At 52.0% G+C, this 24,216-nt stretch carries 34 protein-coding genes and 1 tRNA gene; 8 read left to right on the plus strand and 27 right to left on the minus strand.

Features of this window, described 5'->3' with window-relative positions; genetic code table 11:
- Positions 1-14 precede the first annotated feature (14 nt).
- The 26 genes from EUZ85_RS19275 to EUZ85_RS19390 all read right to left on the minus strand — a co-directional run bounded on the left by EUZ85_RS19275 (position 15) and on the right by EUZ85_RS19390 (position 19,345).
- Positions 15-461 carry a bacteriocin immunity protein gene (locus EUZ85_RS19275; RefSeq protein WP_127970993.1) on the minus strand — a complete coding sequence of 149 codons (447 nt, stop codon included), beginning with the start codon at positions 459-461 and terminating at the stop codon, positions 15-17.
- Positions 458-1,042, minus strand: coding sequence for a phage tail protein (locus tag EUZ85_RS19280; protein ID WP_011396744.1), 585 nt, complete (start codon positions 1,040-1,042; stop codon positions 458-460). Before EUZ85_RS19280 ends, EUZ85_RS19275 begins: the two co-directional genes overlap by 4 nt.
- Entirely contained in the window at positions 1,039-1,305 is a 267-nt protein-coding gene (locus EUZ85_RS19285) for a hypothetical protein (protein WP_127970995.1), read from the minus strand. Before EUZ85_RS19285 ends, EUZ85_RS19280 begins: the two co-directional genes overlap by 4 nt.
- A gap of 26 nt (positions 1,306-1,331) precedes the next feature.
- Positions 1,332-1,523: a hypothetical protein gene (locus tag EUZ85_RS19290; protein ID WP_127970997.1), complete on the minus strand. Its 192-nt coding sequence runs from the start codon at positions 1,521-1,523 to the stop codon at positions 1,332-1,334.
- 62 nt (positions 1,524-1,585) lie between these two features.
- Positions 1,586-2,593: a major capsid protein gene (locus EUZ85_RS19295; RefSeq protein ID WP_127970999.1), complete on the minus strand. Its 1,008-nt coding sequence runs from the start codon at positions 2,591-2,593 to the stop codon at positions 1,586-1,588.
- Between the two features lie 55 nt (positions 2,594-2,648).
- Entirely contained in the window at positions 2,649-3,011 is a 363-nt protein-coding gene (locus tag EUZ85_RS19300; protein ID WP_011396740.1) for a head decoration protein, read from the minus strand.
- Positions 3,012-3,050: 39 nt separating this feature from the next.
- The gene (locus tag EUZ85_RS19305; RefSeq protein ID WP_127971001.1) at positions 3,051-4,331 is read right to left on the minus strand and encodes a S49 family peptidase; all 1,281 of its coding nucleotides are present in this window, start codon (positions 4,329-4,331) and stop codon (positions 3,051-3,053) included.
- Between the two features lie 40 nt (positions 4,332-4,371).
- Positions 4,372-5,940: a phage portal protein gene (locus EUZ85_RS19310; RefSeq protein ID WP_127971004.1), complete on the minus strand. Its 1,569-nt coding sequence runs from the start codon at positions 5,938-5,940 to the stop codon at positions 4,372-4,374.
- Positions 5,937-6,176: a gpW family head-tail joining protein gene (gene gpW / locus EUZ85_RS32050; protein WP_370454844.1), complete on the minus strand. Its 240-nt coding sequence runs from the start codon at positions 6,174-6,176 to the stop codon at positions 5,937-5,939. The genes EUZ85_RS19310 and gpW overlap by 4 nt, the downstream gene beginning before the upstream one ends.
- Positions 6,146-8,080, minus strand: a complete 1,935-nt coding sequence (locus tag EUZ85_RS19320) for a phage terminase large subunit family protein (protein WP_127971007.1) — start codon at positions 8,078-8,080, stop codon at positions 6,146-6,148. Before EUZ85_RS19320 ends, gpW begins: the two co-directional genes overlap by 31 nt.
- Complete coding sequence (locus EUZ85_RS19325; RefSeq protein WP_127971010.1) at positions 8,055-8,579, minus strand: terminase small subunit; 525 nt, start codon at positions 8,577-8,579, stop codon at positions 8,055-8,057. The genes EUZ85_RS19320 and EUZ85_RS19325 overlap by 26 nt, the downstream gene beginning before the upstream one ends.
- Before the next feature lie 117 nt (positions 8,580-8,696).
- Positions 8,697-9,050, minus strand: a complete 354-nt coding sequence (locus EUZ85_RS19330; protein ID WP_127971012.1) for a hypothetical protein — start codon at positions 9,048-9,050, stop codon at positions 8,697-8,699.
- On the minus strand, positions 9,047-10,276 hold the full coding sequence (locus tag EUZ85_RS19335) for a hypothetical protein (protein WP_127971014.1): 1,230 nt from the start codon (positions 10,274-10,276) through the stop codon (positions 9,047-9,049). The genes EUZ85_RS19330 and EUZ85_RS19335 overlap by 4 nt, the downstream gene beginning before the upstream one ends.
- On the minus strand, positions 10,276-11,403 hold the full coding sequence (locus EUZ85_RS19340) for a hypothetical protein (RefSeq protein WP_127971016.1): 1,128 nt from the start codon (positions 11,401-11,403) through the stop codon (positions 10,276-10,278). The genes EUZ85_RS19335 and EUZ85_RS19340 overlap by 1 nt, the downstream gene beginning before the upstream one ends.
- Positions 11,403-11,654, minus strand: coding sequence for an Rz1-like lysis system protein LysC (gene lysC / locus EUZ85_RS32055; protein ID WP_370454846.1), 252 nt, complete (start codon positions 11,652-11,654; stop codon positions 11,403-11,405). The genes EUZ85_RS19340 and lysC overlap by 1 nt, the downstream gene beginning before the upstream one ends.
- Complete coding sequence (locus EUZ85_RS19345) at positions 11,557-11,901, minus strand: hypothetical protein (RefSeq protein WP_127971018.1); 345 nt, start codon at positions 11,899-11,901, stop codon at positions 11,557-11,559. The genes lysC and EUZ85_RS19345 overlap by 98 nt, the downstream gene beginning before the upstream one ends.
- Before the next feature lie 26 nt (positions 11,902-11,927).
- Positions 11,928-12,251, minus strand: a complete 324-nt coding sequence (locus tag EUZ85_RS19350; RefSeq protein ID WP_041598631.1) for a hypothetical protein — start codon at positions 12,249-12,251, stop codon at positions 11,928-11,930.
- A 12-nt stretch (positions 12,252-12,263) separates the two neighbouring features.
- Positions 12,264-12,683 carry an N-acetylmuramoyl-L-alanine amidase gene (locus EUZ85_RS19355; RefSeq protein WP_127971020.1) on the minus strand — a complete coding sequence of 140 codons (420 nt, stop codon included), beginning with the start codon at positions 12,681-12,683 and terminating at the stop codon, positions 12,264-12,266.
- 619 nt (positions 12,684-13,302) lie between these two features.
- Positions 13,303-13,752 (minus strand): RadC family protein, encoded by a 450-nt coding sequence (locus tag EUZ85_RS19360; RefSeq protein ID WP_241566809.1) that lies wholly within the window; start codon positions 13,750-13,752, stop codon positions 13,303-13,305.
- A 118-nt stretch (positions 13,753-13,870) separates the two neighbouring features.
- A complete protein-coding gene (locus tag EUZ85_RS19365) occupies positions 13,871-14,557 on the minus strand; it encodes a hypothetical protein (protein ID WP_127971022.1) in 687 nt (228 codons plus the stop codon).
- A gap of 88 nt (positions 14,558-14,645) precedes the next feature.
- Positions 14,646-15,017, minus strand: coding sequence for an antiterminator Q family protein (locus EUZ85_RS19370; protein ID WP_127971024.1), 372 nt, complete (start codon positions 15,015-15,017; stop codon positions 14,646-14,648).
- Positions 15,018-15,432: 415 nt separating this feature from the next.
- Positions 15,433-17,910: a DUF5906 domain-containing protein gene (locus tag EUZ85_RS19375; RefSeq protein ID WP_127971026.1), complete on the minus strand. Its 2,478-nt coding sequence runs from the start codon at positions 17,908-17,910 to the stop codon at positions 15,433-15,435.
- 123 nt (positions 17,911-18,033) lie between these two features.
- On the minus strand, positions 18,034-18,168 hold the full coding sequence (locus tag EUZ85_RS31830) for a hypothetical protein (protein WP_255509281.1): 135 nt from the start codon (positions 18,166-18,168) through the stop codon (positions 18,034-18,036).
- A gap of 202 nt (positions 18,169-18,370) precedes the next feature.
- On the minus strand, positions 18,371-18,766 hold the full coding sequence (locus EUZ85_RS19380) for a MazG-like family protein (protein WP_127971028.1): 396 nt from the start codon (positions 18,764-18,766) through the stop codon (positions 18,371-18,373).
- A gap of 123 nt (positions 18,767-18,889) precedes the next feature.
- Complete coding sequence (locus EUZ85_RS19385) at positions 18,890-19,255, minus strand: hypothetical protein (protein WP_127971030.1); 366 nt, start codon at positions 19,253-19,255, stop codon at positions 18,890-18,892.
- Between the two features lie 15 nt (positions 19,256-19,270).
- Positions 19,271-19,345, minus strand: a tRNA-Met gene (locus EUZ85_RS19390).
- Between the two features lie 846 nt (positions 19,346-20,191).
- On the opposite strand from EUZ85_RS19390, the gene EUZ85_RS19395 reads away from it, so the two are divergent.
- From EUZ85_RS19395 to EUZ85_RS19405, 4 genes are all read left to right on the plus strand, one after another.
- Positions 20,192-20,875, plus strand: a complete 684-nt coding sequence (locus EUZ85_RS19395) for a S24 family peptidase (protein ID WP_127971032.1) — start codon at positions 20,192-20,194, stop codon at positions 20,873-20,875.
- A 143-nt stretch (positions 20,876-21,018) separates the two neighbouring features.
- Entirely contained in the window at positions 21,019-21,432 is a 414-nt protein-coding gene (locus EUZ85_RS19400) for a response regulator (protein WP_241566810.1), read from the plus strand.
- A gap of 118 nt (positions 21,433-21,550) precedes the next feature.
- A complete protein-coding gene (locus EUZ85_RS31180) occupies positions 21,551-21,721 on the plus strand; it encodes a hypothetical protein (protein WP_164887293.1) in 171 nt (56 codons plus the stop codon).
- Positions 21,711-22,115, plus strand: coding sequence for a type II toxin-antitoxin system YafO family toxin (locus tag EUZ85_RS19405; protein WP_164887294.1), 405 nt, complete (start codon positions 21,711-21,713; stop codon positions 22,113-22,115). The genes EUZ85_RS31180 and EUZ85_RS19405 overlap by 11 nt, the downstream gene beginning before the upstream one ends.
- A 282-nt stretch (positions 22,116-22,397) precedes the next feature.
- Here EUZ85_RS19405 and EUZ85_RS19410 read toward each other — a convergent pair whose 3' ends face one another.
- Positions 22,398-22,820: a helix-turn-helix transcriptional regulator gene (locus EUZ85_RS19410; protein ID WP_127971038.1), complete on the minus strand. Its 423-nt coding sequence runs from the start codon at positions 22,818-22,820 to the stop codon at positions 22,398-22,400.
- A gap of 138 nt (positions 22,821-22,958) precedes the next feature.
- On the opposite strand from EUZ85_RS19410, the gene EUZ85_RS31185 reads away from it, so the two are divergent.
- The 4 genes from EUZ85_RS31185 (at position 22,959) to EUZ85_RS19420 (ending at position 24,195) form a co-directional block, all read left to right on the plus strand.
- Positions 22,959-23,120, plus strand: a complete 162-nt coding sequence (locus EUZ85_RS31185) for a hypothetical protein (protein WP_164887295.1) — start codon at positions 22,959-22,961, stop codon at positions 23,118-23,120.
- A 39-nt stretch (positions 23,121-23,159) separates the two neighbouring features.
- Positions 23,160-23,318, plus strand: a complete 159-nt coding sequence (locus EUZ85_RS31190; protein ID WP_011396715.1) for a hypothetical protein — start codon at positions 23,160-23,162, stop codon at positions 23,316-23,318.
- Between the two features lie 82 nt (positions 23,319-23,400).
- Positions 23,401-23,850, plus strand: a complete 450-nt coding sequence (locus tag EUZ85_RS19415; protein WP_127971041.1) for a hypothetical protein — start codon at positions 23,401-23,403, stop codon at positions 23,848-23,850.
- Between the two features lie 3 nt (positions 23,851-23,853).
- On the plus strand, positions 23,854-24,195 hold the full coding sequence (locus EUZ85_RS19420) for a phage antirepressor KilAC domain-containing protein (RefSeq protein ID WP_127971043.1): 342 nt from the start codon (positions 23,854-23,856) through the stop codon (positions 24,193-24,195).
- Positions 24,196-24,216: the final 21 nt, after the last annotated feature.

Genomic DNA, 24,216 nt, shown 5'->3' on the forward strand with positions numbered 1-24,216 from the left:
TATTTACACTCCGCTTATAGACTACTGTGCCGCTGCACATGAGGAATTCTGATTGTCACCATGGCAATTACCACGGCGCCGCTGTCTGATGATTCAATGCCGGACGACTCCGCGAAAACTCGGTCTATCCTGGCAAGTCCTGTTAAGTAAGTTTTGTCTTTGAGTACTGCGCGGCGAATATCCTGTTCTAACTTCATGGCTTCGCGTTGCGCGTTCTGGCTGGTCAGGCGTTTATGAGCCTCGACCAAGACAGAAAGCTCGTCGAGCTGCGCGTGTGGCGATTGATCCGCGATAGTCTGCCCAGCATAGGCAACCACCGCCGTCACGCCCTCATCAAGGTCATCATTACTGACGTTGTAAGGCGCTTCTTCGACGTGAGAGATAGTGTTTTCATACTCTCCGCCGGCGACAACAGCGCCAAGCTTAGTCACGATCGCTTCTATGATTGCCTCTGCCGTCATCGCCTGCCCCTGCTTTGCCTCAAATACCGGTTGATCTCTTTTTGCATCTGATCACTGATATATGGATCGACCTGCTCGCCGACATTGCCTTTCACGTTTTGGTATACCTGGGAAATTGACGGCGCATAGCGGACATTAATTTTCCGGTTACCCGTCTTATAGCGCGGCCAGCGCCCGCCCTGTTTTGGCTGCGCTACTGCGATCGCCTCCACCCGGCGATTACCGGCTTTAAGCGTTGTAACAAAGCCACCGCGAATAAGCTTCGCCGCGCCCTTCTTCACGCGCACTTTCACGCCGCGTTTTAAAACCCGATGCGGGTAACGCGTCATAAGTGTTCCCCTACGTGGGGTCTTGATTTCCGCCGCCAGGCGATCCGGGTTTGCCTTAATCAGCGTCATACGCTCTTTGACGTAGTTAAGCTTCAGGTTAACTTGGCCCCGGATCTCTCGATTAGACAACGTTGCGGCTTTTGACAGTCCCTTGTTCAGAGCCCGCACAGTCATCAGGTCGGCTTCTTTCTTGAGCCCTTCTAACTGCCTGATGGCCGTATCTGCGCCCTTAATATCGAGCTTAAACTTCATTGATCTTTAAGCCTGTATGCCGCCACAAATCGGTTTTTCCGCACTTCATCACCCAAAACATAGCTACCGCCAGACTCCATCACTAACGCCTGACCTTTGCGGGGCGTAATTTCGGAAAGAAGGAACTCAGCAACCTGTTCCCGGACGTGTGAGATAGACTCATAGCCGACCAACTGGACGACTTCCTCTTTCACGATGGCGTTACAGTCAACGCCGGCCAGAGCGCCAGGCTCCGCGCGATGCGCAAAGACATCAGCAATCATTTGGCCGGCGTCGCCTGGAAAGCCCATCAGTCGTCGTCGCCGACGTTGACCTCTGGCGCCGCCGGCTTAGGAACAACCTCCTCCAAAGCCTGCTGACGTTTTTCAATCCACGCTTGGCTTGCCTCGAATTCAGTGCCGGCGGGGATTACATGACGCCCTTTTTGATCAATGTCGACGATGCGATGCTTAGCCTTCACCTTGACCTTTTTTGCAGCCATAGTGTTCTCCAATAATTGAGTTTGGTTAGGATTTCAGCGACGAGAAAGGGAGGGGAGCCGCCTTATAGCACTTTGATTTTTGCTGTTCCGTTGATGCGCTTCGGCACAGTCAGAGGAGAGCTTTGTGTCATGAGATATTCAAGGGGAGGATCTTTCTCAGCCCAGTTTTTCGGAAAATACCGCGCCGGCATATATCCCGCCTCACCGTCAAGAATAGCCCCAAACGCCTGAACACCTTCCACTGCCATTGAAACCAGGATAATTTCGTCGTCAGGGATGTACAGTTTTTGCGCTCCGCTCTCGTCTGTGTAATAGCCTTGATAGCTCCAAACTTCTGGGCCTGCAGACCCCAAACGGCCTTTGTAATCAGCCAAATTAACAGTTGGAGCAGTCTCAAGCTGAGTGGAGCTACCACGGCGGGTTTCCATGAGTTCCTTGATGTCTGCGTGCTTCATAAACGCGTTAATAGCTCCACGCCCGCCAATCACGTAGTTGCACGGCGCTTTCATGATCGCAAAAATATCTTCCAGATCCTCTTTGGGTGTGGACGTGCTCTGATCCCAAGCGGCCGCCCCACCTGATACATCCACCGTCAAGTTAGGGTCGCGCCCAAAATCAACGACTGATGTCGGATACTTCTCACCTGATACGATAATCTGACCGGTACGCAAAGCAGAAGCCGCCATCCACTCCATACGCCGATCAATTGAGTCCATTTGGCTATTTAAAATGTCAGCGCGAATGGCGTTCATTCGTTGGGCTGGCGTTAAAGTTCCGCCAATAGGCTCTCCTGCTCGCCGCTTCAAAGGGCGGTTTGGCAGTACGGGTGTTTTAGGTTTGATGTAGGCAGCCTTGAATTTTTTCAGAGTTGATCCGCGCTCTTTCATCACCTGCCCAGCTACAAGAGGGCTGACGAATGGAGCAATGCGGACGTCTTCATCAATGGCGTCGAAGTCGATCTCATCCGTATCGAACATTATTTCTTCGGTGAAAAACAAGCTCAACAGAAACGGAATATTCCGATCCATTTCCTGCATTACCGAAAGGAGCGTTGAAGTATCATAGCTCATTAATTTGTCTCCAAAACTGTTTATCTATCAGGACGGCGCTGTTTCCGCCGTCGGGTTAATAGGCTGTTTTCAATGTGATCGGCGTTTTATCAAACGCCGCCGCTTTTTGGAGATCGGTATAACCCGCGCCCCAGGTCAAAGCCGCTTGATCAAAATCGCCACCAGTGTAATAAGCACACGTTGCGGCACCGGAAGTTGCGTCTACGTCAAAACCCAGGATGCCGATAGGCACCTCAGAGCCGTCTCCGGCCGCCGCAGCGGCCATTTTTAGCTCACCCGTTGCCGTTACGCGGCCCACAACAGTCCCGCGCGTCCGATTCTCACCGCTTGCAAGGATGCCTGACGCGGTCGAAACCAGTCCGCCAAGCAACAGGGTGTCCGGTGTATAGACTTCAGTCTCTGATCCTGCATGATCCATGTACTATGCCCTCTCGTTAATGGTTTGCATTCGCTACGGTTACGCGCTGCGCCTGGCTTTACCTGTCGCCGCTCGGAAATCAGACAGGATGGTTGCAGCTTCGTCCTGCTTGTCGCCTGTAGGATTTGATGTGTCCGCGCCAACTTTCGGCTGCTCAGTGTTGCCCATCGCTGCATCAAGCAGCCCCTGCGGCACACTTCCAGACGCCGCAGTTTTCGGTGCCTTATCGAGCGCCGCTGACGCTTGATCTGCTGGCATGCTGGTTTCAAATGCGAAGTATTCGGCCAGCTCGCGACGTTCTGCGGCGGCTTCGCTTTGTAGGATTGATTTAATCCGTCCACGCTCCTCAGTAGCAGCTTGTGTGCGCTCTTTGGCAACGTCGGCGACGGGTTGCGTTTGTTCGGTTGTCATGTAAACGACCCCTTTTTTACTGTTGGTTTTCAAGTACTCACTGAAGATGCCGACGGCTTCGTGACCGTTGACGATTTCGTGCGCAAAGCCGACATCAATCGCACCCTGCCCACGATATACTTGGGCCTCGGTAGACATTACCGCCTCAATCGATAGCCCAGTGTTGGTTGCAACTATCCCCGCGAACTGTTCACGGAGCGTGTGCATCTCTGCCTGAAAGCGAGATAGTGTTTCCTCCGGCAGGTCTTCGTAGGGATTACCCTCTGCCTTGTACTTGCCGGAATAGATCAGCGTGACTTTACGCCCCATGGCCGCAAGCTCTTCCTGCCGGCTGACGTGAGCCATGATCACGCCCACGCTACCGGCGACGCCTGATTGAGTAATCAGGCGGCGGCTGGTGGCGCTTGCGATCGCGAAACATGCGCTGCAGGCCATGTCATAAGTAAGCGACCAGATAGGCTTTTGCTTCGCATAAGCGGCGATCATGGCCGTTGTGTCAAAGCATCCAGCGACCTCGCCGCCAGGCGAATCCATATCAAGCAATATTCCCCTTACTTCTGGGTCGCCGATCGCATCGACTATGCGTGCAATCAAACCGTCGTAACCGGTCATGCCGCTGGTCGGTCGCAAGTAGCCGAACTTATGGACCAACGTTCCCGATACAGGAATGATCGCGACCCCATCCACGACTTGGTAAGGGCGTTCGCGCGTTCGGTTTGGCCCATAACTGGCCGCCTTGGAACGCATTTTTTCGCCTAATATCACCTCGCCGTCTGGGGCTTTGATTTCGACGATACCCAGACGACTACTTAGCGCAGAAAAGAAGGTCTTTGCGTAAGCAGGCTCAACCGCCAAAGGGGTGTTGAATACCCGACTGGCCAAGTTCGCGTAATTTGTATTTGCTGGCATGGTGACTCCATAAAAAAACCCGCCGGCGGCGGGTCTGTTTCTAGGCGGCTTCGCGTTCGTCCGGAGCCATGTTGGTTACTCGCATCCAGGACGGCGGTGGCAAGCCAGCCTCTTGGCGTTCGCGGACCTCTCGAATCTGTTGCTGGAATATTTCCTGATAGTCTTCGCCCATCAGCGCCAGCTCTTTTTCGTAGGTCGACAAACCGCTGTCGATTCGCAGGACTGCTTCTTTGACTTCCTTCAATCCGTCGATCGCGACGCGGCCGGAACCGATCCAAGTGCAGTTACACCAGGACGCCTTTCCATCGTAGAAGGATTTCGCGCCCTTCGGCGGTACGATCACGCCACGGCTGAAAGCTTCTTCAAGCCACAACGCGAATATCTTTGTTGCAAACCGGGCGGCAATCACCTTCCGGCGCCCCATGAAGTAACGCCACCCGTCCAACATCGAGGCGCGAGCCGAGCTATAGGTGGTTTTGCTGTAATCGCGCGCCAACGCCTCAAACGGAACGTTCAAGCCCGCAGCAATCCAGCGCAATATACTGGCTTCCAGCTCCGCAAACCCGTTGTCCGCATTTGAGGACGTCATCAGGTTAAGCTTTTCGCCTGGCATCAGGTGCGGGATCTTCACCCCATTCATACGGATGTTAGCGCCGGCGTGGTAGTCCAACATGGACATCATCCATTTCTGCAGGACATCCTCGCCACCATCACCGCCGATGATTTCAAAAGCGGCGGAGCTATCCATTTCGGATTCGATTACAGCGGCATACATGGCGTTAACGATGGCGTTTTGGAGCTTGGTGTGCTGGAGCTTGCCTAGCATGTGCATTTGCTCCATCACCGCCAAAAAGCGGTTGGCACCACGGGTTTGACCGTCCTCGGTTGGCTCAAACACATGGAGAAACTGTTCGCGCCCCCAGCTTGTTTCTCGCGGGATCTCGCGCCAGGTACTGCCCATGCCATCGCCAAACATATAACCAGGCACGGAAGTGTCTCGAACGTTGTACGATCTCGCCGCACCATATCTGTCGACGTTAACGCCCCCGCGCAAACGGTTGGTGTCCATCAAATTATGAGGATTACTCACCCGATGTGGGGTAATAGTCTTAATGCAGGTCTTGAAAAGGCTGCCTGGCCGGTATTCCCATTCCGCCGAGGCCATTATTTCGCCCTTTGTCGTATGGGTCGCAATCGCTTCGCGAATCAGCATCGTAAAGGTGCGCTTGCGCTCCGCATCGAGGTAGCAATGCACGTCATCTTCTGCGTATTCCGTCCAGGCCTGCTCAATATCCCGCGCCAAACTGGCCGCATCCTCTTCTGACATCCCGAGCCGTTGCCAGCGTGGCTTGTATGACAAGCGGAACAGGTGACCGACGATGTTATCAACATGGAGTTGCACGCCGTTTGACGCAATACCGTGATTCCGCGCGAGGTCATCGGCGCGCGCATTGCCCATTTTCAGGGTCGGTAACAGGGCGGCGTCTGCCGTTTGGGCCATCGGATTCCAATTGACCAACTGGTTGCCGAAGCCTGCGCCCGCGCCGGTATATACCGACGACATTGGCCGGCCTTTCGCGTCTAAAATCCGCACACTGGTGTCGTTCATCCAGTTACCCCCGCAGGCCCGCGCCGGCTGCGCGTCGTCAGACCGAGTTGTGACTCAAGACCTGCGATGTATGCGCGCAGCTTTGCTGCGTCCGCCGGCTTGTAAGTAGCACTGTAGTTGTCGTGTTGGACCTGCACGACTGATTGCCCGGTCAGGAGCTTGTTTAACGCTGCGCGTGCGGCGTCTAAATCTGCTTGCGTAGCCATCAGGTAGCCCTCTGTCCTAATGATCCCCATCCTCCAGACTTACTTTCGCCTGCATGCTTGACTGATACGCCAGCAGACGGCTTTTCATCCGGTTGGGTCGGTATGGTTATTGGTGATAGCAGGTCTACCTGCTTCAAATTCGCCTCAATATTGTCCCAGTCAGCTGGCTTTTTGAGCTGTATTCGCAGCACTCTTGCCGCGTGGAGCGCGTAAACTTCGCAGTCCAACGCTTCGTTCCGAACGCCGGCCTTCTTTTGCCAAACCTTTTTACCAAGTTGGCGCCGACTGGGCGCCTTAATCTCGCTTAGTACCTGCGCGTAATAGTCTGAGCGCACGTCTTTATAGTTGTGCATTCGACCAGGACCAATCCCGCTCAATTTCAGGCGCGCAGATATCAGGTCTTTCGCCTTTTGTGTACCGACGATATAGACCTGCAGCCCATATTTAGAGGCCTTTGTCTGGCTGTTCACGTCCACTTTGCGGGGAGGCGTGACAATCTCGCGATCACTGGCTTGCTTAGTGTTCTCCGAGTCGCCCTTGATCGCCATAATCTTCGCGCCGAGCTTTTTCCGACTCCGGACATAGTGGTAAACGGCGTCATTCGTGGCGCCGTCTGAACTATCAATGCCGGTTGCAGAGATTCGCAGGCCAGCGCCGGACGCATGCTCATAGACCCCGAATAAAACCGTATCCAGTTCTTTCCAAACTGCATCGTTTTTATCGGTGCAAGCCGTTTGCGCAGCCAGCTCACCCCAATAAACGAGGAAGCTTTCTTCGCCTCGGCCCCACGCCCGAATGATGACAGCCAGACGATCATGCTGGACGTCAACGCCCATCGTCAGAATCAGGCCTCCGACAGGTATGCTTTTCTCTGGATACTCCAGCGCTTTGGCTTCTAGTTCGTCCTCATTGGCCGAATCGGTTTCGTACTCATAAGACAAGCCCAAAGTGGAGTTGACGAAAACAATCATATCCCCGTCGTCTCCCTGTTCCTTCTTGTGCTTCGCCTCCAAGTACTTTGTCAGCAGATTTGCAAACCGGGAGCCTGGGAAAGGCGCATACAGCTCGTTGATATAAAATCCGGCTGTCCCTGAAAAATCAGCCTCAGCAACCCATACGCCGTTTTTAACGTTCCGGTTCTTCTGGTTATCATTCCAGACGCAGGTGCAATGCGGGCAAACATAGAACGCCGACTCAGGAATGATCTTCCCAAAGACTTCATGGCTGCGGCTTTCGTCCTCATCCCATCTGATATTGTCCCAAGACAGTACATGAGACTCGCCGCACTCATGGCAAGGGATGTAAAACTTGCGCTGATCACTGTTTTTGTAACTTTCATCAACGCGAGAAACGCCCTTGACCGTAGGCGTCCCCCCGAATATCACTTTCCGGCGATCGTAAGTCTTGGCCCTTTCTTCCAGGAGCTTAATTGAGTCGCCCTGGCCGAATACGTTCGTGTTGCAGTCGTCCGGTTCTTCAACGGCCACCACCGGCGCCGAAGTCGACTTGACGTTATCTGGAGCGTTCGATGCAACCAACGACAAAAACCCGCCGGGGAAGTTCTTCTGATCTTGGCGGTTGCCAGCCTTTCGACTGGTTGTAACATCCACCAGATCCCGCAGCACTGGTGTAGCGGTGATCATCGGGTTGAACTTTTGATCCAAGTACTTTTTGATCGTTTTTTCTTTCGGAAAAAGCAACACAATAGGACAAGGATCGGTGTGGATTCGTCGCCCAAGATAGTTATTCCAAAACCCATCAGTGTAGGCGACCTGAGCTGATTTCTTTACAACCAGCTTTTTCACTCGGGGATCATCGACCGCGTCCATGATACCTTCAATCCAAGGCGTCAGACGGGAGTTATATTTCCCCGGGCGGGCTGACTGTTCTTTAGCAAGCCAACGATACTTATTCGCCCAATCCTTCGTCGTCATCTTCGGCGGAGGCTGAAACTTCAGCAGTGACTTCGCTATCACTCTCCGCGTATTGCTCACCAAGCGCAGCCAAATGGGTGAGCGCTTGTCTAGAATGTTCGTCGAGAATGTCTGGTTCAACATCTATATCGTAACGAGCATCCAATTCGGTTTTTAAAATGTGATTGCTATCAAGCAAGGTTGTTTTGATAGCGGTGACGACCTGTTCAAGCAGCGCCTCAAGCTCACTTGCGGGCACCAGCTCCCCGAGGTCACGACCTAAAGCCAGGGTTTCCCGCTCCGCCCTGATGCGATCCAGTCTGTCTCGGGCTGATTCGAATTTCGCTCCGGATAACGCCCGATCCTTCAGGAAATTGAAAACGGCAACCGTGTCGTATTGATTCGAAGCCCCCCGCCCTGCATCCAACACAATCGGAAAGTCGGGGTCTTTTTGATACTGGGTGAAGGTCCGCTCACTGATGCCGAATATGTCAGCAAGTTGTTTCTTGTTTACCTTCACAACGCCCCCGAAATAAAAGGAAGGAAGGCTAAGGCCATCCTAAATCTGCAAAAAACGCGGACTCTACGCACCCTCACAGGGGGCCGGCCGGGGAAGGACCCGCAGCCCCTTTGGCGGCTAGCCGCTGACGTAAAACCGCGTTTGACCTGAGATATTCACCCCACGCACGGCCGTAGCCTTGGAAGTGATCTCCAGATCATCAGGCGTAGCGCTCACATCGCCATGAGGCCATGCCCGCGCGAAGGGCGCTCCACTTTCGATCACGCTTATCGGCGCAGTGGTGTATTCGACACGACCTTGCGCACCAGCTCCTATCTCCATGCCGACTAGAAACCCGTCATGGCCAGGCGGCAATGTGATCCATTCACCATTACCCGCCGCCGTCAACGTCTCTTCAAAGTAATAACGCTGCTGCCTTACCTGGCGCTTTGCCCAATTTGCATCGCTGGTATCTACTGGCAACTCAATCATGCGACCCCCTTAAATACAGGTCTGAATATGTCTCTGAACACAGGCCTTGTAATGTTTGATACTTCCAAGTCACCGCCTTCCCCAACAGTGAGCGTCACCATCCATGTTGCAGTCACTCCGTTGTTGTATATCTTCTGGAACGTGACCTCGAAAACTGTTCCCTCTGGCGTTCCTAACTCCGCCTCGACGACGTCATTAACGTCTAAGACCAGGTTGTCTTGGTCTACCCCTGTTACACCTGCCTTGAGCAATAGGTTATAGGTTGCTGACGTATCCAATAACGGAAAGGGAGGCGGCTCAAACCAAGGCTCATTACCACCGCCCTGCCCAGCAGCGAACGAGTTATCATTTGCGCTGGTGCCTGGCGCAGGGAATTCTTGTGTGTGCGTTTGGGTATGTTCGACAGGGTAGTCAGCTTGGTTTACACCATCGCTAACGCGCAAGGTCTTACTGCCTGAGCTTTCAGCACCCGGCGCGCGAACGGTTATTTCCTCGTCTGACGGGTCAGACTCCAATATCGTCCAAGCCTCCCCACCCACAAACGACACTGACGTTATTGCCGCAGTAAAACCGGTCAGGGCAATGGTTGCTTGGATATACTGCGAGCTAACGCCCTCGACTGCCGCCGTCGTCACACCCGTAACCGCAAATCCGCTAATTGAGTAACTAACGTAATCCGGCTGGGCACCCGCCCCGCTGGCGGAATAGTTGATTAACCGAATCCCGATCTGGCCGACAATCGCCAACACTCGCTCAGAATTGGGGATGACATCCTCTGCAGCGCCAACATTGATTTGCCATCCAGTCCCAGTATCCTCCACTGTGACTAAGGGATAATCCTCACCCGCATTCGTCGATACCGCGTAAGTCCCTAGCAATGTCGCGCCACTTGACGTAAACCGATACCACTGCAAGTCCTGATTGTTCCAACGCAGGTGGTAGTATGCGTCATCGGCTGACACCTGCGTTTGTATGCACCATGCAATGCCGCCATCGCCATTGGTCGTGGCGAAGTGACTTTGCATCTGCATTGACATGCCAGGCTCGCATTCAATCTCAACCACTTTGGTTAAGTGCGTGCCCGAGGTAGCGCCGTATACCCGACCCTCTGCGTTGATTGTCGCGCCAGAGCTGCCGGTGTAGGTGTGCTCGCTGTCAGATTCGTGGCTGGTTAATGCTGTCCCCGCCGTGTCAGTAAAGGTGTCCGCATATACCAAAGTCGCCATCACAGAACCCCTACAAACGTTGAATACAACGAAACGTCATCATCTCCCATGAAATGGGCGTACTGCGGCCCAGACATTGTCCCTGTGTACTTGGTCTTAACCGTTACATCTGTCCCCCACGCAGCGAATGGACAATCGCAAAACTCCGTAACGTCTTCCCAATTCGCCGCATCAGCAATAACTATCCGCTTAGGGCTGCTAGCTAAATAAACCGTATCCATGCGGACATCAGTCTGATCAGGCGTACCGAAGCCGTTTACAGGCTGACTCATCCACCCAGGTATACGGCAATGCGTCCACTGAGCCGAATCACCCGCCGCCGCGCCTTTGAATATCGGAATAGCCTTCTCGTATCTCCAACGCCCGTTAGGGTTGGAAATCTCCAGTATCAACGTTCCGTCAACTGTCGCGGGGTTCACCGGATCAGCTTTTGCCCATACGGTAAGCAACATCCACTGATCCCATACCCACCACTCTGGTGGAGTATTAGGAGTCCCGCCGCCCAACTGAACAGCCGTCATCAGCACATCAATATCGTTGCCGTCCACGGTGATTGCGCTAGCGCCAACGTGGCTATAAAACACCACATCAGATTCTGACGTCGAGTTATTCTCATTCGCCCAAATCAGCTTCATGCTGCTGCCTGAGCCTAAATAGCGATAGGCAGCATTGGCCGTTGTACCTTCTTGCGGAGGTATACCCGAGTCAGGAAACATAAACGCCGCTGACGCGTACAGCTCAGTGATCCCGCCCCCGAAATCCGTATTAAAACGGCTGGCGATATAGTTCTGATTGCCTTCCGCTTCCTCGCCGTAAACTCTACAGGCTAGCGCACCCACGCGGCCGCCATTGATGTACTTAGGAGCGTCTACACCCGCCCCAATCACGCTGAAAAAGCCGTTCGTGCCCGTTGCAGCCGGTACGGTATTGCCGTCTGAGCCCTCGTTAAAATCCGCATAATTAAACAGTGTTGGAGCCGCACCAAAGTCGGGCCCGGTTAGAGTAAGGTCCGCATCAAGAGCTAACGAGTAACTGCCCACAATGCTCATGGCCGAGCTGAACGAACCAACGCCGACATCGCCGTTACGATCCTGATGCGTCGCCGTGTCCGGTATTATCCACGCCATTATTGCGCCCACTCCCGCAACGCCGACTTGTCCGCGTTACACATGCGCAATGACGCAATCAACCGCTCGATATAAACAACTAGGTCCGCATTCGTCGAACCAGTGAATGCGGGAATGTCGCACGGCTGCATTAAAACCTCGGGAGGAAACTGCTTAATTGTCTGCGTCTGAGTGATCAGCCGTGTCCGCGCGCAACCGGTTTGCAATATCATCAGGCAGACGAGCGCGAGCCCACTCGCGATTGTTTTCATTCGCAAGCGTGACTTGGAGCGCATCATTATCAGCCCTCAATTGTTTTGCTATGGATTGCTGCGCCTGGTTTCGGCGGCTTATAACGTCATCCCTGCGTTTCATCTCCCGCGCCAGCTCATTGATTCGCGCCAGGTCGGCAACGTGCTGGCTTTCGTACTGATCAACGGCGACCGTCAGCGTTTCGTTTTCCGCCTTCAGCGCTCTGTTCACAAAATAGAAATAAGCAATGGCCAGCGCCATCGCCAAGATGACGCCTACCATTGCCTTTAAAATCATGCCTTACCTTTGACCTGCGCCGCCGCTTTGATAACCCATTCAACCGCCCGCAAGCCGCCCAACGATCCCAATGCGCCAAACATAAGCATTTGCAGGTCAGACATGCCCTGCAGCGCCCCCGCTGCATAAAGCGCTACCGCTCCAATAGCGGTTAAAATCAACTCACCCAAAAACTTTTTCCTGTCGAAAGGCTCCTGCGACACCAACGTGCGCGCAACGAAGCCCGCAACGAACAGCACCAGCACCGTCCAGAATTCTTTACTCGTCCATATCGATGAGGTTTCAGCAGCCCTTTGAGCTAACTCGCGTTCATCCGGCATTTTCATTTCCCATCACCGATTGAAGTACCATGCCCGGACGTCAAAACTCGGACATGCTTTATGGACATCTGGGAAGTCACGATGACCACGCAACTCACTCCCGGGAAACCGCGCCAACAAGCCAGCTAGAACAGTACGCAAGGCGTTCTTTTGCGCCTCCGTGAAGTTGTCTTCAGGCGTGAACTCGTCATCCACTCCGCCAATTAGACACACGCCAACCGAGTCACCGTTATGACCGCGCACATGTGCGCCAACAGACATCAGGTCGCGACCGTTTTGCACAGTCCCGTCCCGCTTAATAACCAAGTGGTAACCAATATCCGACCACCCTTTATCCTTATGCCATGCGCGGATAGTCTCCGCGTCAACGTCCATTGATGCCGGCGTGGCCGAGCAATGCACCACCACAAATCGCGTTGCTTGTCGCTTCATGGTTTCTCCGGGCATAAAAAAACCCGGCTGAACCGGGTTAATGTAAGGTTTATCTACACTCTTGCTGAACGCAGTTGCGACAGCCTACGTGAAAAATACTAATTCTTGATCAAAACGCCGTCAACTCACTGTTTTTAAATAACTTTTTAAGACCTTACCGTAAGAGTAACTAACGGCCTTTTAAGCCGCACAACTGTTGAATGCGCCCTTAACTGTAGCAGTACAAAATATTTACTTTCCGACTATGCCGGCATTGATCAAAAGCAACCGCCAGGCAGCATAAGGAATTCCCCGAGCGTTCTCCGGCGTCTTCTCTGGGTCTGCTGTCCACTTCCGGACGGTCCTGGACCCCGCATTGGTTGTTTCGCCCACTCCCGCTATCTGAGCTACTTCTGACCCCGTCCACCCAGTCGCCGCCATCAGATCCCGAAGGTCTCGCCACGTCGGCGGCTCGTAGCCTGGTTCAGCAAACCTCAAAGCACAAGCCCGCCCTTTTATGTCGCTCAAACTAGCGCTGTTGCCTGTTGTATATTGTGCGCGTATCTCTGTCATAGCTTAGGCCTCCCAAGCTTTTACACCTTGATCGATTGAAACAAAGGGGCCTCTCGGCCCCTCTCACTTAAAGCATTCCTCGCTCCGCCATGCTAACCGTTGGCCCAGCTCCAAATATAAAGTGGTCCAACACTCTCACGTCAAACAGAGACAAGGCATTCATCAACGCGTGAGTAATATCCTTGTCAGCCAACGATGGATCTGTCTGCCCTGACGGGTGATTATGAGCAAAGATGACGGCCACCGCGTTGTGCATCAACACCGCCTTAGCCACTTCGCGAGGGTAGACACTTGCTGAAGAAATCGACCCACGGAACATTTCCTCAATAGCGATTACTTTGTGTTGGCTGTCCAGAAACACAACCATGAACACCTCATACTCTAAGAGAGCAATCCGAGGACGCAGCAGGTTCATTGCTTGGATTGTGTCGATAATGGCGTCACCAAGCTTAACCTTGCGATCAATAATGGCGTTTGCTTGGTTGATAATGTTGATTTCGGATACTGAAAGCTTCACTAATTGTCTCCTTTTTTGGGTGTCGGGGCTTGATCAGCCCACAAAACGAATAATAGGCCCAATGGGCCTATTTGTAAAGTATTTTCTCTAAAAAAACAGATTACTACAAAACATAAGATCAGCCGCTATCTCTGTAACGTTTTATTAACCTAATATCATCTTCATTTTGTTGTTTTTCAATCTCATGAGCTTTATCTATTGACTCCAATGAGTAGATGCAATTCAGAAGCTTTATTGTTGCATCGACTATTCCATTTAATTTAGCTTTCCCACCTATTAAGTCTATCTCTCCCCCAGACAATGCCACAACAACAACTAAAACAGATAAAGATCCTTTAAGGCTAACTTTCAAAGGGCTATTGTAATTAATAGATGTAATTGTCAGCTTATGGTACGAACTGGCTAACTTCCGATGATCAAAAATACTTATACGATTATCGTAAGACCGGTTCATGATCTGTGTGGCACTGTAACTTAGTGTCGGAGACTCAGTAATCACTCCCCGATCACAACCAAGTAACTCCTCTCGAACATACTGGCTAGCAGCAATATCTAGATGCTCACAGGTCTTCTTACATAGTCTGGCAAGTTCATCCATTGATTCTAGAGGGCGATCTAATCGCTCTTGAATCTTGGGCTCTAAAAATAAAATCCCAGAGCCAGTATCAACAACTGCCCTAAGAGCTGCTCCATACACATAGGTAAAGGCGTTTAAAAAGAGCGTAAATTCCTCAGCATCAAAACCATCCGAGGACTCGGTGAAGTGAAGTGAGACATAGTCCAAGGTTTCGACTTTTGTCGCCATTAGCATTCCTCCATCCCGACAACATAAAACCAAATTAAATATAGCACCCACTTCAGAATTTATGCTCAAACAGAGAAGTTTTAGTCTTTTAGCGATTTGCCAATGTGCCTGACGGAAAATGATGCTGAAGCAACCCCGACATAATGCATTCACCCATTCTCAGCAACTCCCTGGCCGCCCCATAGCTCCGCCCTAAATCCCTGGCTATGACGCGGATCTCGCGCCGATCGATGTAAGCCCACTTAACCGCTTTACCCTCAAATGGTTGAACTCGGCTTAGAAGCGCCAAGGCCTTATCGACGATCAGCGCCTGGTCGTCTGTCAGCATTTCTGAGCCGTCGTATTCATCAAGAGGAGAATCTACTCGCTCATAACGCGGCAGCACGCCCCCAGCTCTCACCCAACGCCCGTATCGAACCAGCCAGTCCCGTGTAACATCCAGCAAGATTGAATCAGTCATATTCACCTCAGTTCCGTTCGTTCTTCCTTGCTTATTACTAATCCTTATAAAAAATATTTATGTGCAGAGTTTTAATTAAAATGTTCAGGGTTAACGGTTATATGTGCAGGGTTCGCCGAAAAATGTGCAGGGTACATATTCCGGCAAGCCACTGTTAACACTATACAAATCACTGTTACGTGCAGGGTGTGCAGGGTGTCGTCCTCGCGCATGGGAAGTAAAAAAAAGAATCAGGGGGGTAAGCTAGAACTACTTTTATAATCTCCCGCGTATGCGCGCCCGCGAGAACCCTGCACACCCTGCACACGACTACCCAACACAATGATTTTAAAGAACAATTACATGTTAAAGGTTTGAACAAACCCTGCACATTTACGCCTAAACCCTGCACAAAAGACACTTAACCCTGCACAAATCAGAATGAATCATCCCTATGAAGCCCAGAGTCCTGTCTGAATTTGACGACGCAATTGCCTAACCATTGCTGCCGACTAATCGATCGATCATGACCATCCTCATCAACAACGAAGAACATATGCTGTCGAGCCGATATCGATGTGCCTTCAATGAACCGCTCGCGGGATTTTTGCTCTTTAACCGACAGCAGCAGAGAGAACTTTGTCTGCGTCAGCGATCGTTCGCCCTCGCGGCTGCACCATCGCTTATAGACCTCATACAGGTCTGTCGTGATACAGCTCATATACGGAGCTTCCAACAGACCATCACGCCAAGCCTGATAGAACAGCTCAGTCCCGGATAAACCGAAGTGAATCAACCTGGCCTTATCGTCCGTCATCAGTGGTTTGGTGTGCTCATTAAAGCCTTTGGTGTTGTAGGCCAGCAGGTAGCCATAGAAGGCTTCGATGCCGCCGTTTTCCATTTCATTGCTGACAAGCTGCTGCAGGTGTTCCGGCAGTGTCGCCCGAGGCCACACTACAAGGAAACGACGATCGCTAGGCTCCAGGGGGAACGGCTGAAACTCGTTACTGAGAAATATGCAGTTCATGTGGTTGGCTTCCTCCCAGCCCGACACGAACTTTTTCTCGATGCGCTGCGTCTTACCGGTAATCATATGCTTAATGGTGCCAAGGTGCGCATATTTCTGGTCTCGGCTTAACACCTCTTCGAATACCGCGAATAACAACCGGTCCCGCCAATCCGTGTACTGGGATTCCAGCTGATGCTGCCCCAACACCGCGGCATATTTACCATAGAGCTGCCGGCAGATATCGGCAAACAGCAGCGACTTGCCCGAGCCGTGAACATCAGAATGAAACATCAGCGCCGTGTCCATCTTCGCGCCGACATTCTGGATCGGATAGGCAAGCCACTTCATAACCCAATCGATGACGTCCACGTCATCATTACACAGCCACCTGATCAGCTCCCGGATTGCGTCGCAGCGCCAAAATTCCGATTTGGGCGACGGCTTATGCGGCAACCCTTCGAAAATGTTGATGTGTGTTTTGGGGTCCGCGGTCATCGTCGGATCAAACACCAGGCGATCAGAATCAACCTGGCGTCGTTGCGGATGCTTCAGCCACCAGTCGTAATCGTTCGGCATGGCCGCACGCAGGTTTTCCAGGGGTATTCGATCCTTGCGCTCCGTGTCCCAGGCGTCCTTGGTTGGGTAAATGTACACGTAGCGCTGAAGTATACGAAGGTCGCCCCCCTCCCCCCCGTTTTGAATGGCGGCGACGTCGGCGCGGGTAATCACCCGCCGGCGCTCATGCTCTTTCCATTCGTTGTAGATCGACTTCCCGATCAGCTCGACAAACGCCGTCTTTTTGATCTCTCGGCGCTCCTGACAGTCCCAAAACTTAGTCTCGCCGGCGATGAGCGCATAGCGGTTAAGCACCTGCTCCAGATCGATGCTGACCACTTCACCATTCGCGCGCGACTCTTCCTCTAATGGGGGTGCGGGGGAAGCCGCGGCCAAGTTAAGTTCAGGGTTACTGAGAACGCCCGTCATTTGATGAGAGATAACATCAAGCCCTCTGACCAAATGCACATCGTTGTAGTCCAGCTTGGGGAAGTCTGGACGGAGACATTCGGGCATGCTCTCAATATCAGGGACGGTAGCAATAGCTCCCAATTCCTGCGCCGCCGCGATCGCCGCTGCTTTGCCTGGGTTATCCTCCGAACTGGCGTCATTATCCCCGGCAATGATCAACTGCACGTCGGGACGCAACTCACGTATGGCCTGCGCCGCCGGCAGCAGATTGCCACAATCAAACGCCACCAGCACCGGCCACTCGGTCGCCATATGCAATGAGGCCCCTGTCGCGTACCCCTCGCAAACTATCAGCGGACAGTCCGGATCAATCTTTCCGATTAAATGCCCCGCCCCTTTCTTGGACGTGCCCGTGAGAAACTTCTTACCGCCTTCAGAGTTGATAAACTGCAGGCCGGTTAACACGTCGTCAGCAATGCGTCGTACAGGCACAACGACTGAACCGCGCGTATATCTCACCCCGAAGCCGGCGACGCCCTTATTGGAGAGGTACGGAGAGGCGCCGGAAAGCGGGAGCCCTTCCCATATCTGCGCAGATCTACGGCGAACCTTTTCCCGACTCGCTTCCTCTTTCGCGTCCATTTCAGCACGCCGCCGATCCAGGAAGGACTTACGCACTTCGCGTAACTCATCCTTGGACATAGCGGGATCGCTGATGTCGAAATAGAGGGTTTTATCGTCTATGGATTGATTGCCGAAACGGCCTTGATAGGACTCTTTGCCAGAGTCAGCGGTGATTTTAAAGCAGATATACCAGCCAGATTTTTTGCCTCGACGGTCTCCGTCGACAGGACAAAGCACCAGGTCGCCGGACGTGTCCAGACTGTCAACAACCAGGCCGGCAGACCGTAACCGGTCTAACACCTCGTCAATGAGCACCCCTACCCCCTTTATGCAACGTGCGGTTGTGTTCTGTTCGTTTTTCGCACACAATGAAGCCCTCTTAAGTGAGAAATTAAAACCCGCTGACTGTCTTGCCGGACTCAGCGGGTTTTTTCGTTGTTACAGATACCCTCTGCGCTTCAGCGTCGCCGGATCAGCGCCGGCCGCAAGCATGACCTTCCGGTCTCGATCCCCTAACAGGCTGTATGCTTTGCGCACTACCCATACACGGATGGTCAGGAAGGACGACGACATGCTAATACCCAGTTTTTACCGTGCAGAATGAAAAACACTATGTTCGCGAAGACCGCCGAGTAGACGCCTGAGACAAGCCCCCATATCACAAAGGCTACCGCTGTCATTAAGCCGACCAATGGACCAGCTTTCGCGGTATGGCCGTAGCAATAGACGCTCAATAGCGACATGCCGAAAGCCACATATTCCAGCACCGAGGAAGTCACCAATACCCCTTTCCTGGCGTCCAAAATTTAACGACGCCATCGCTCTCTCTTTTATAGAGATAGCCCTGGTAGCCGATTCTTGCGCTGACCTCATTCCACTTGCGTGTCGTAATGTCTCCCAGGTCAACACCTATACTCCAAGCCAACAAATCGAGGTACGTTTGAGCATCCGCCAACTCAAGAGCAAGCTTCTCGTGGACCTCACTCATAGCGAAATCACCCCGCTTAACCTTTTTCATAAGGTTTGCATACTCGCCCAGCTCACCATGCAAGGCCTGAAGCCAATCTGCCGGAGTCCAGTTTTCACAATGAGCCAATTGGCCTTTGGCATTCTTGAAATGAGGCAGCCGAGCTATATTCGCCTTTCGGAGGTCATCAAACTTAAGCGTCATTTGGTACTCCTTTGTTAGCCTTTTTAGAGCGCTCGACTGACTCCAACTTGTAGACGAAGGGGTATAAACCATCGCCAGCCAAGCGCTTTAAAAAGGCCCCGATGGGGCAAAGCAGGGATTCGTTCAGGGCTGATGAAATGTCGGCATCGGCAGTAATACGTCCTGAGGCCGGAGAAACCCTTTGGTAAGGCTTTCAACCCAGGGCCCCGATTCCACCAACCCCAAGCGAGCCTTTAGCTGAAGGTTTTCATCTTGGAGCTTGGCAATACTGGTATTTAACTGCTCAATTACATCCAGCATTTCTGTATGCAGCTTCATATCGAGATGGCTTTGCTTTTCCAATTCCTCGACCTCGTCCTGAAGCAAATTACAAATCAGCACCAACTCTTTAATCCGCATATCCGTACGGTCTTCTGAGACAGCCTCAGTCTCACTCGGGGAAGCCGATAGTCTTAAGGCGGCGGCGTTATCAGTAATGTAATCGCTCATACCCTTTCCCTTATTTGGACGCAGGGGCCGGATTCGAACCGGCGGCCTCCGGGTTATGAGCCCGGCGATCTACCACTGATCTACCCTGCTATATCTCAACTAAAAAGTAGTGCGGCGGCCGGCACTGATCCCCGGCACAGAGTCGAGCGCCATTTTTCATAGCAGACACGAACCAAATCATGCCATAGGAGGTCTATCGACCCGGTTGTCTCCATTCCCCGCGCATCAGCCTGCGCATTCACCACACATGAGAGCGTTCCGCCAAGGCCCTTTCTCACCCAGTCACACAGCATCCCTACCCTGGCGGAGCGCTCTCATGTGTGAAGAAAAAACCGGCATCCTGCCGGAATCACACAAATCGAGCCCGGTTACCTTCGTCCGGGAGCCCTTGCGGGCGGGTTAGCCATCCAGTTGCGCCGGGTAGCGTTGGCGGCCCTGAATGGGGCGACCGCCTCGGCCGGGGGTATTTTTATGTACAAACGTACATATACCAGAGGTAGTTAAAACGCCGCCGACTAACTACTACAGTTGTTCCCAATGGGAACTGAGACGTTTAAAATGCACTCTGGGGGTAGTTTCTCGGTATGAAAAAAGTCGGGGCGCAGGCTGCGCAACGAGATGTATTTTTCTGGCGTCAACTTCAGACTGAGCAAGTGCACGCGCCGTGCCTTGTGGGGACCAAGCGTTTTGAAGCCCATACTTGCCTGATACAAGTACTCTCCGCTCGTCGGAGTTAGGGCGCATAGATCGCTCACTACCTGTCGATCTGTCGAAGCAAGCCAGTCTTTCAAAGATAGCGCATCACTCATACCGATTAACCATCGTCAGCTTTTGAAACATTCAACGACTGTCAGAGTAGTGGAAAGTATTTCCTCTATCAAGCTGTTGTTAGGAATTTTTTGTCCAAACGACCGCTAAAGTGGCCAAGGCATGACAATGGGAACACTAAATATAAGCGAGATACGGCGGATCAATTTGAGGAAGATCGCCGAAAAACATGTGAGCGGGCATGACCGGAAAGGTTACCAAGCACTAACTAAGAAGATAGGGTGCCACCACTCATACTTATCTCAAATACTTAAAGAAAACCCTACAAAAGATATTGGACCAGGGTTTGCTCGGAAGGCTGAAAAAGCGTTAGGACTTGAACCGCACTCTTTGGATACACCACCATGGCTATCCAATCTTAAGGACAACATACCCGACCGCGAACAAACCATCCAGGAAGGCATCATCAAGGTTGCGGAGACCTTTCTGATTACCACCACCCTCCCCGTAATGGAGGTTGTCAACGGCAATCTAAAGGAGACAGGACAAACTAGGCATATATTAGGCAACGCAAGCGATAGAGCATTTATCACTCATGCTATAGATAGGTCTATGGAACCCATCATTAACCAGCATCAGCTCATTGCTGTTGACCCTGCTTTACCACTAGAAGACGGCGTGATCTGCTTATACTGGGATGGAGGCGGCGTTGTTATGGGTAAGTATTTAGGCCGGAATGGCGGAGAAATACATCCCGCCAACGAAGACCGTTACCGCCCCATCTACTTAAACCAGGTCTCAGGCGGGAAGTACTTAGGCAGGATATTTAAGCGGCTCGAACAGGACTTTTGACCGGCTGTTACCAAAAATAACAGGAAATTCAGTAGTACAACCGATGCCGAACACCCCCAACATGGTCAAAAATCATACCACACAGTCAATAATCACGGAGATCCCGTGGCATGGCCTCTGATAGGTGTAGAGGGGACAATATAGTGAGATCTAAACGGGTTTTAGTAGTTGAAGACAACCCGGACGACATCGCGCTTATCAAGCGCGTATTGGACAGGAAGGACATACATTGCCAGCTTGAGTTTGTCGATAACGGCGCCAAAGCGCTTTACCAAGTGCAACAGGCGAAATACGACCTGATCATTTTGGACATAGGATTACCTATCGCCAACGGCTTTGAGGTTATGTCCGCCGTGCGTAAGCCTGGCGCGAATCAGCACACGCCTATTGTGATACTGACAGACAGCGTGTCCGACGATCGCGCCAAGCAGTGCATGGCTGCAGGAGCCTCCAGCGTTGTTGATAAATCCAGTAACAACGTCACTGACTTTTACGGTCGAATCTACGCAATTTTTTCATACTGGCTAACTGTTAATCATTGCCAATTAGCCCGGTAAACCAAGGTAATGCAGGTCGCGCCACCACTCAACTAGGTCTTTCGTTCTATTTGCCACACACCTGTCTATGTTAAAATTTACGTAAGCGTTGCACAGCGTAAGAAAAGGAGAATGGTTCATGTCCGAGAAGCGAGTGATTAAAGAAAACGGCAAAGACATCATGGAAGGCTTGACCGCCGCAGAGATGGAAGAAATCAAACAGGCAGCTCTGCGGGTCCGGATGGACCGAGTTGCAAATGGGAGACCTAAGACCAAAGGGAAAAGGGTGTTTAAGCGATATGTCGGTTGAGGTATTTTTGGGCGAGGATGTTGAGCCAATACAGCACCTCCCAGCAGTCAAGCACCTGATTGAAGGTTTTAAACATTGGAAGAATACGGGCGATCCCGGCAAGCTCTTTGGCCGGGACGTTATTACAAGAGACCCAAGGATCTGCAAGGAAGAAAAGGTCTACCACGCACACATACTTGAGGAAAAGGAATTCAAAATTAAGAGGATGCACCTCCGTACGGAGTATGATCGCACCAGCGACGCATGCATTTTTTATTGCCAAGGCCTTTGCCGCCCAGATTACTATTTAATCTTAGCTATCGTTTGGAATGATGCCCATTGGTTTCTTGATAACAGACATGACCAATTGCGCGCATATGGGAAAGAAGCGGAAGACTTCAGGAATGCAAACTAATGCCTAAGCATACACACCCACCAGAATGGATAAAGTCTTCAAAGCCTGAAAAGGCTGGACAATACCTTGTCGCCATTGAGTATCCTATGGGCATGGGGATCATAGCGTGCTACTACTACTCCCTTGTTGAGGGTTGGTCGCACCAGGACCCCAATGAAACTATCGTCGCTCATATGAGGCTTGATGATGCAATAGACGCTTTGCCCTCGCCTTGGGATGATGAGTCATAGAAAAATAGACACAATCACCGCCAATGAATAACGGGCGTTATCGCCCGTTTTCCTATTCTCCGCCCGCCGTACCCAGCCGAAAATCATCCACCAACCCAGCCAGCCGCTTAACGAAATTTACGTCCATCGTCATCAGCATGCGGACCAGGTATTGAAAGTCTCCGTCGCTATTCCAGCGCGCAAACAGATCATCCTGCAGCAACTGTTGCCCCTTGTGCCTGCTCGGACCTTGGACCCCTGCTAAAAACCAGATCGGCCACTGCTGGTAAAACACACACAACCGGGTCAGCTCCCCTAAGTCCGGCAGTTCAGACCGCTCGGTCAGCACCCACTTTGCATATTTAGACCGCTGCACACCGATAGCGTCAGCGACCTGCTGTTGCGTGTATCCATAGTAATCCTGCGCCTGGCGCAGTCTCAGTTTAAACCCTTCCCTGTCGAACTGAACGTCATCATGAAACAGTTCAGGGATCATTTTTTAACCCAATGTTATAGATCAGTACATTCCTATGGTACGACCACCGAGATTGTTAGGCCACGGAACATCCTCGGGTTTTGCAAAAATTTGAAATACCGTATAACAACGTTACGGAATTAATAGGAGTATTTACTTATGCCAAAGGACCGAAAGGAACTGATTAACGAAATCACAACCATCCTTCACAAACTGACCGATATTGGCCTGTCTGAAATCCACACTCTTTGCGAACGCCAGCTTGAAATCGAGCAGCTGGTAAACGCATTTCATCGCGACCAGGACGACGCTCAGGACTAATACCAGCTAGAAAAAAATAACAATCCCGTGGGGGCTCAGATGGAGTTGATTGAAATCGACTTTGTTCAGCAAGTCGTTGCCGTAAAAAGCGGCGACGACGTTTTGTTCATACCTATTACCGATCCCATAGCCGCCAATCTTCTTCCCGATCACGCCGTCATTTCATCTTTCATTATAGAAAATGACAATCAAAAATGACTTATAAATAGCCAAATTTAAATACCTTCCAATACTCTTACAGTCGTAACATTCCAATACAGTCACAGTATTGGAATGTCGCATGGATATTAACGACGCAATCAAAGACAGCAAAGTCGTTTTCGATGGCCGCGGTAAATACACACACAAGCAAGCCATCGTCATTCTGCTTTTGATCGCCCGGTATTCGACCGAGCGCATTGCCGCCGCCCTTGGCGTTAGTGTCCCCGCCGTTAAGCAACATCTGCAGGCCAGTATGCACAATGTCCGTGCAACAGACCGCACCGACATGGTTGCCCAGCTATTCATTAACGGCTATCTGCGCCCTCGCGCAGAGACTTCCGAGCCCTCTATTCGTGGCGTAAAGCGCTGGATAACCCTTTCTATTGTCATTTTCTTGCTGTTCAGCCCAGCCGCAATGCGGACGCAACAACGCGCCGCACCCAGGCCCACACGCACTGCGCAGGTCCGAATACAGCGCTCCGGCGGCAGGCCTAAAGACTACCTGTACACCAACGAATTAGTGGGGTGAGAGATGGTTAATAAGAGCTTGATCAACGGCAACACATACACCATGCAGGAAGCCGCCGGCATCCTTGACGTCAACGCGCACAAGCTGTTCGCGCACTTGCGTGACCAGAATATTTTGAACGACGGCAACAAGCCCCACGCAACCTACATCCACCAGGGGTACTTCAAAACCAAGCGTACGTATTGGACCCATTCTCACCTGGGAGAACAGGAGTATGTGCGCCCACTGGTAACCGAAAAAGGCTTGAGGTGGCTCGATGGAATCGTCAAGCAAGCGCCCGCGGGAGTGGGCCTTCGAAATTGCAGCACTCCGGACTACCGCGGAGCGTTCAGCGCTACTGGCTGAAGCCCCGCCAGAGTGGCGGGA

Source organism: Hahella sp. KA22 (genome assembly GCF_004135205.1).
Lineage (GTDB): Bacteria > Pseudomonadota > Gammaproteobacteria > Pseudomonadales > Oleiphilaceae > Hahella.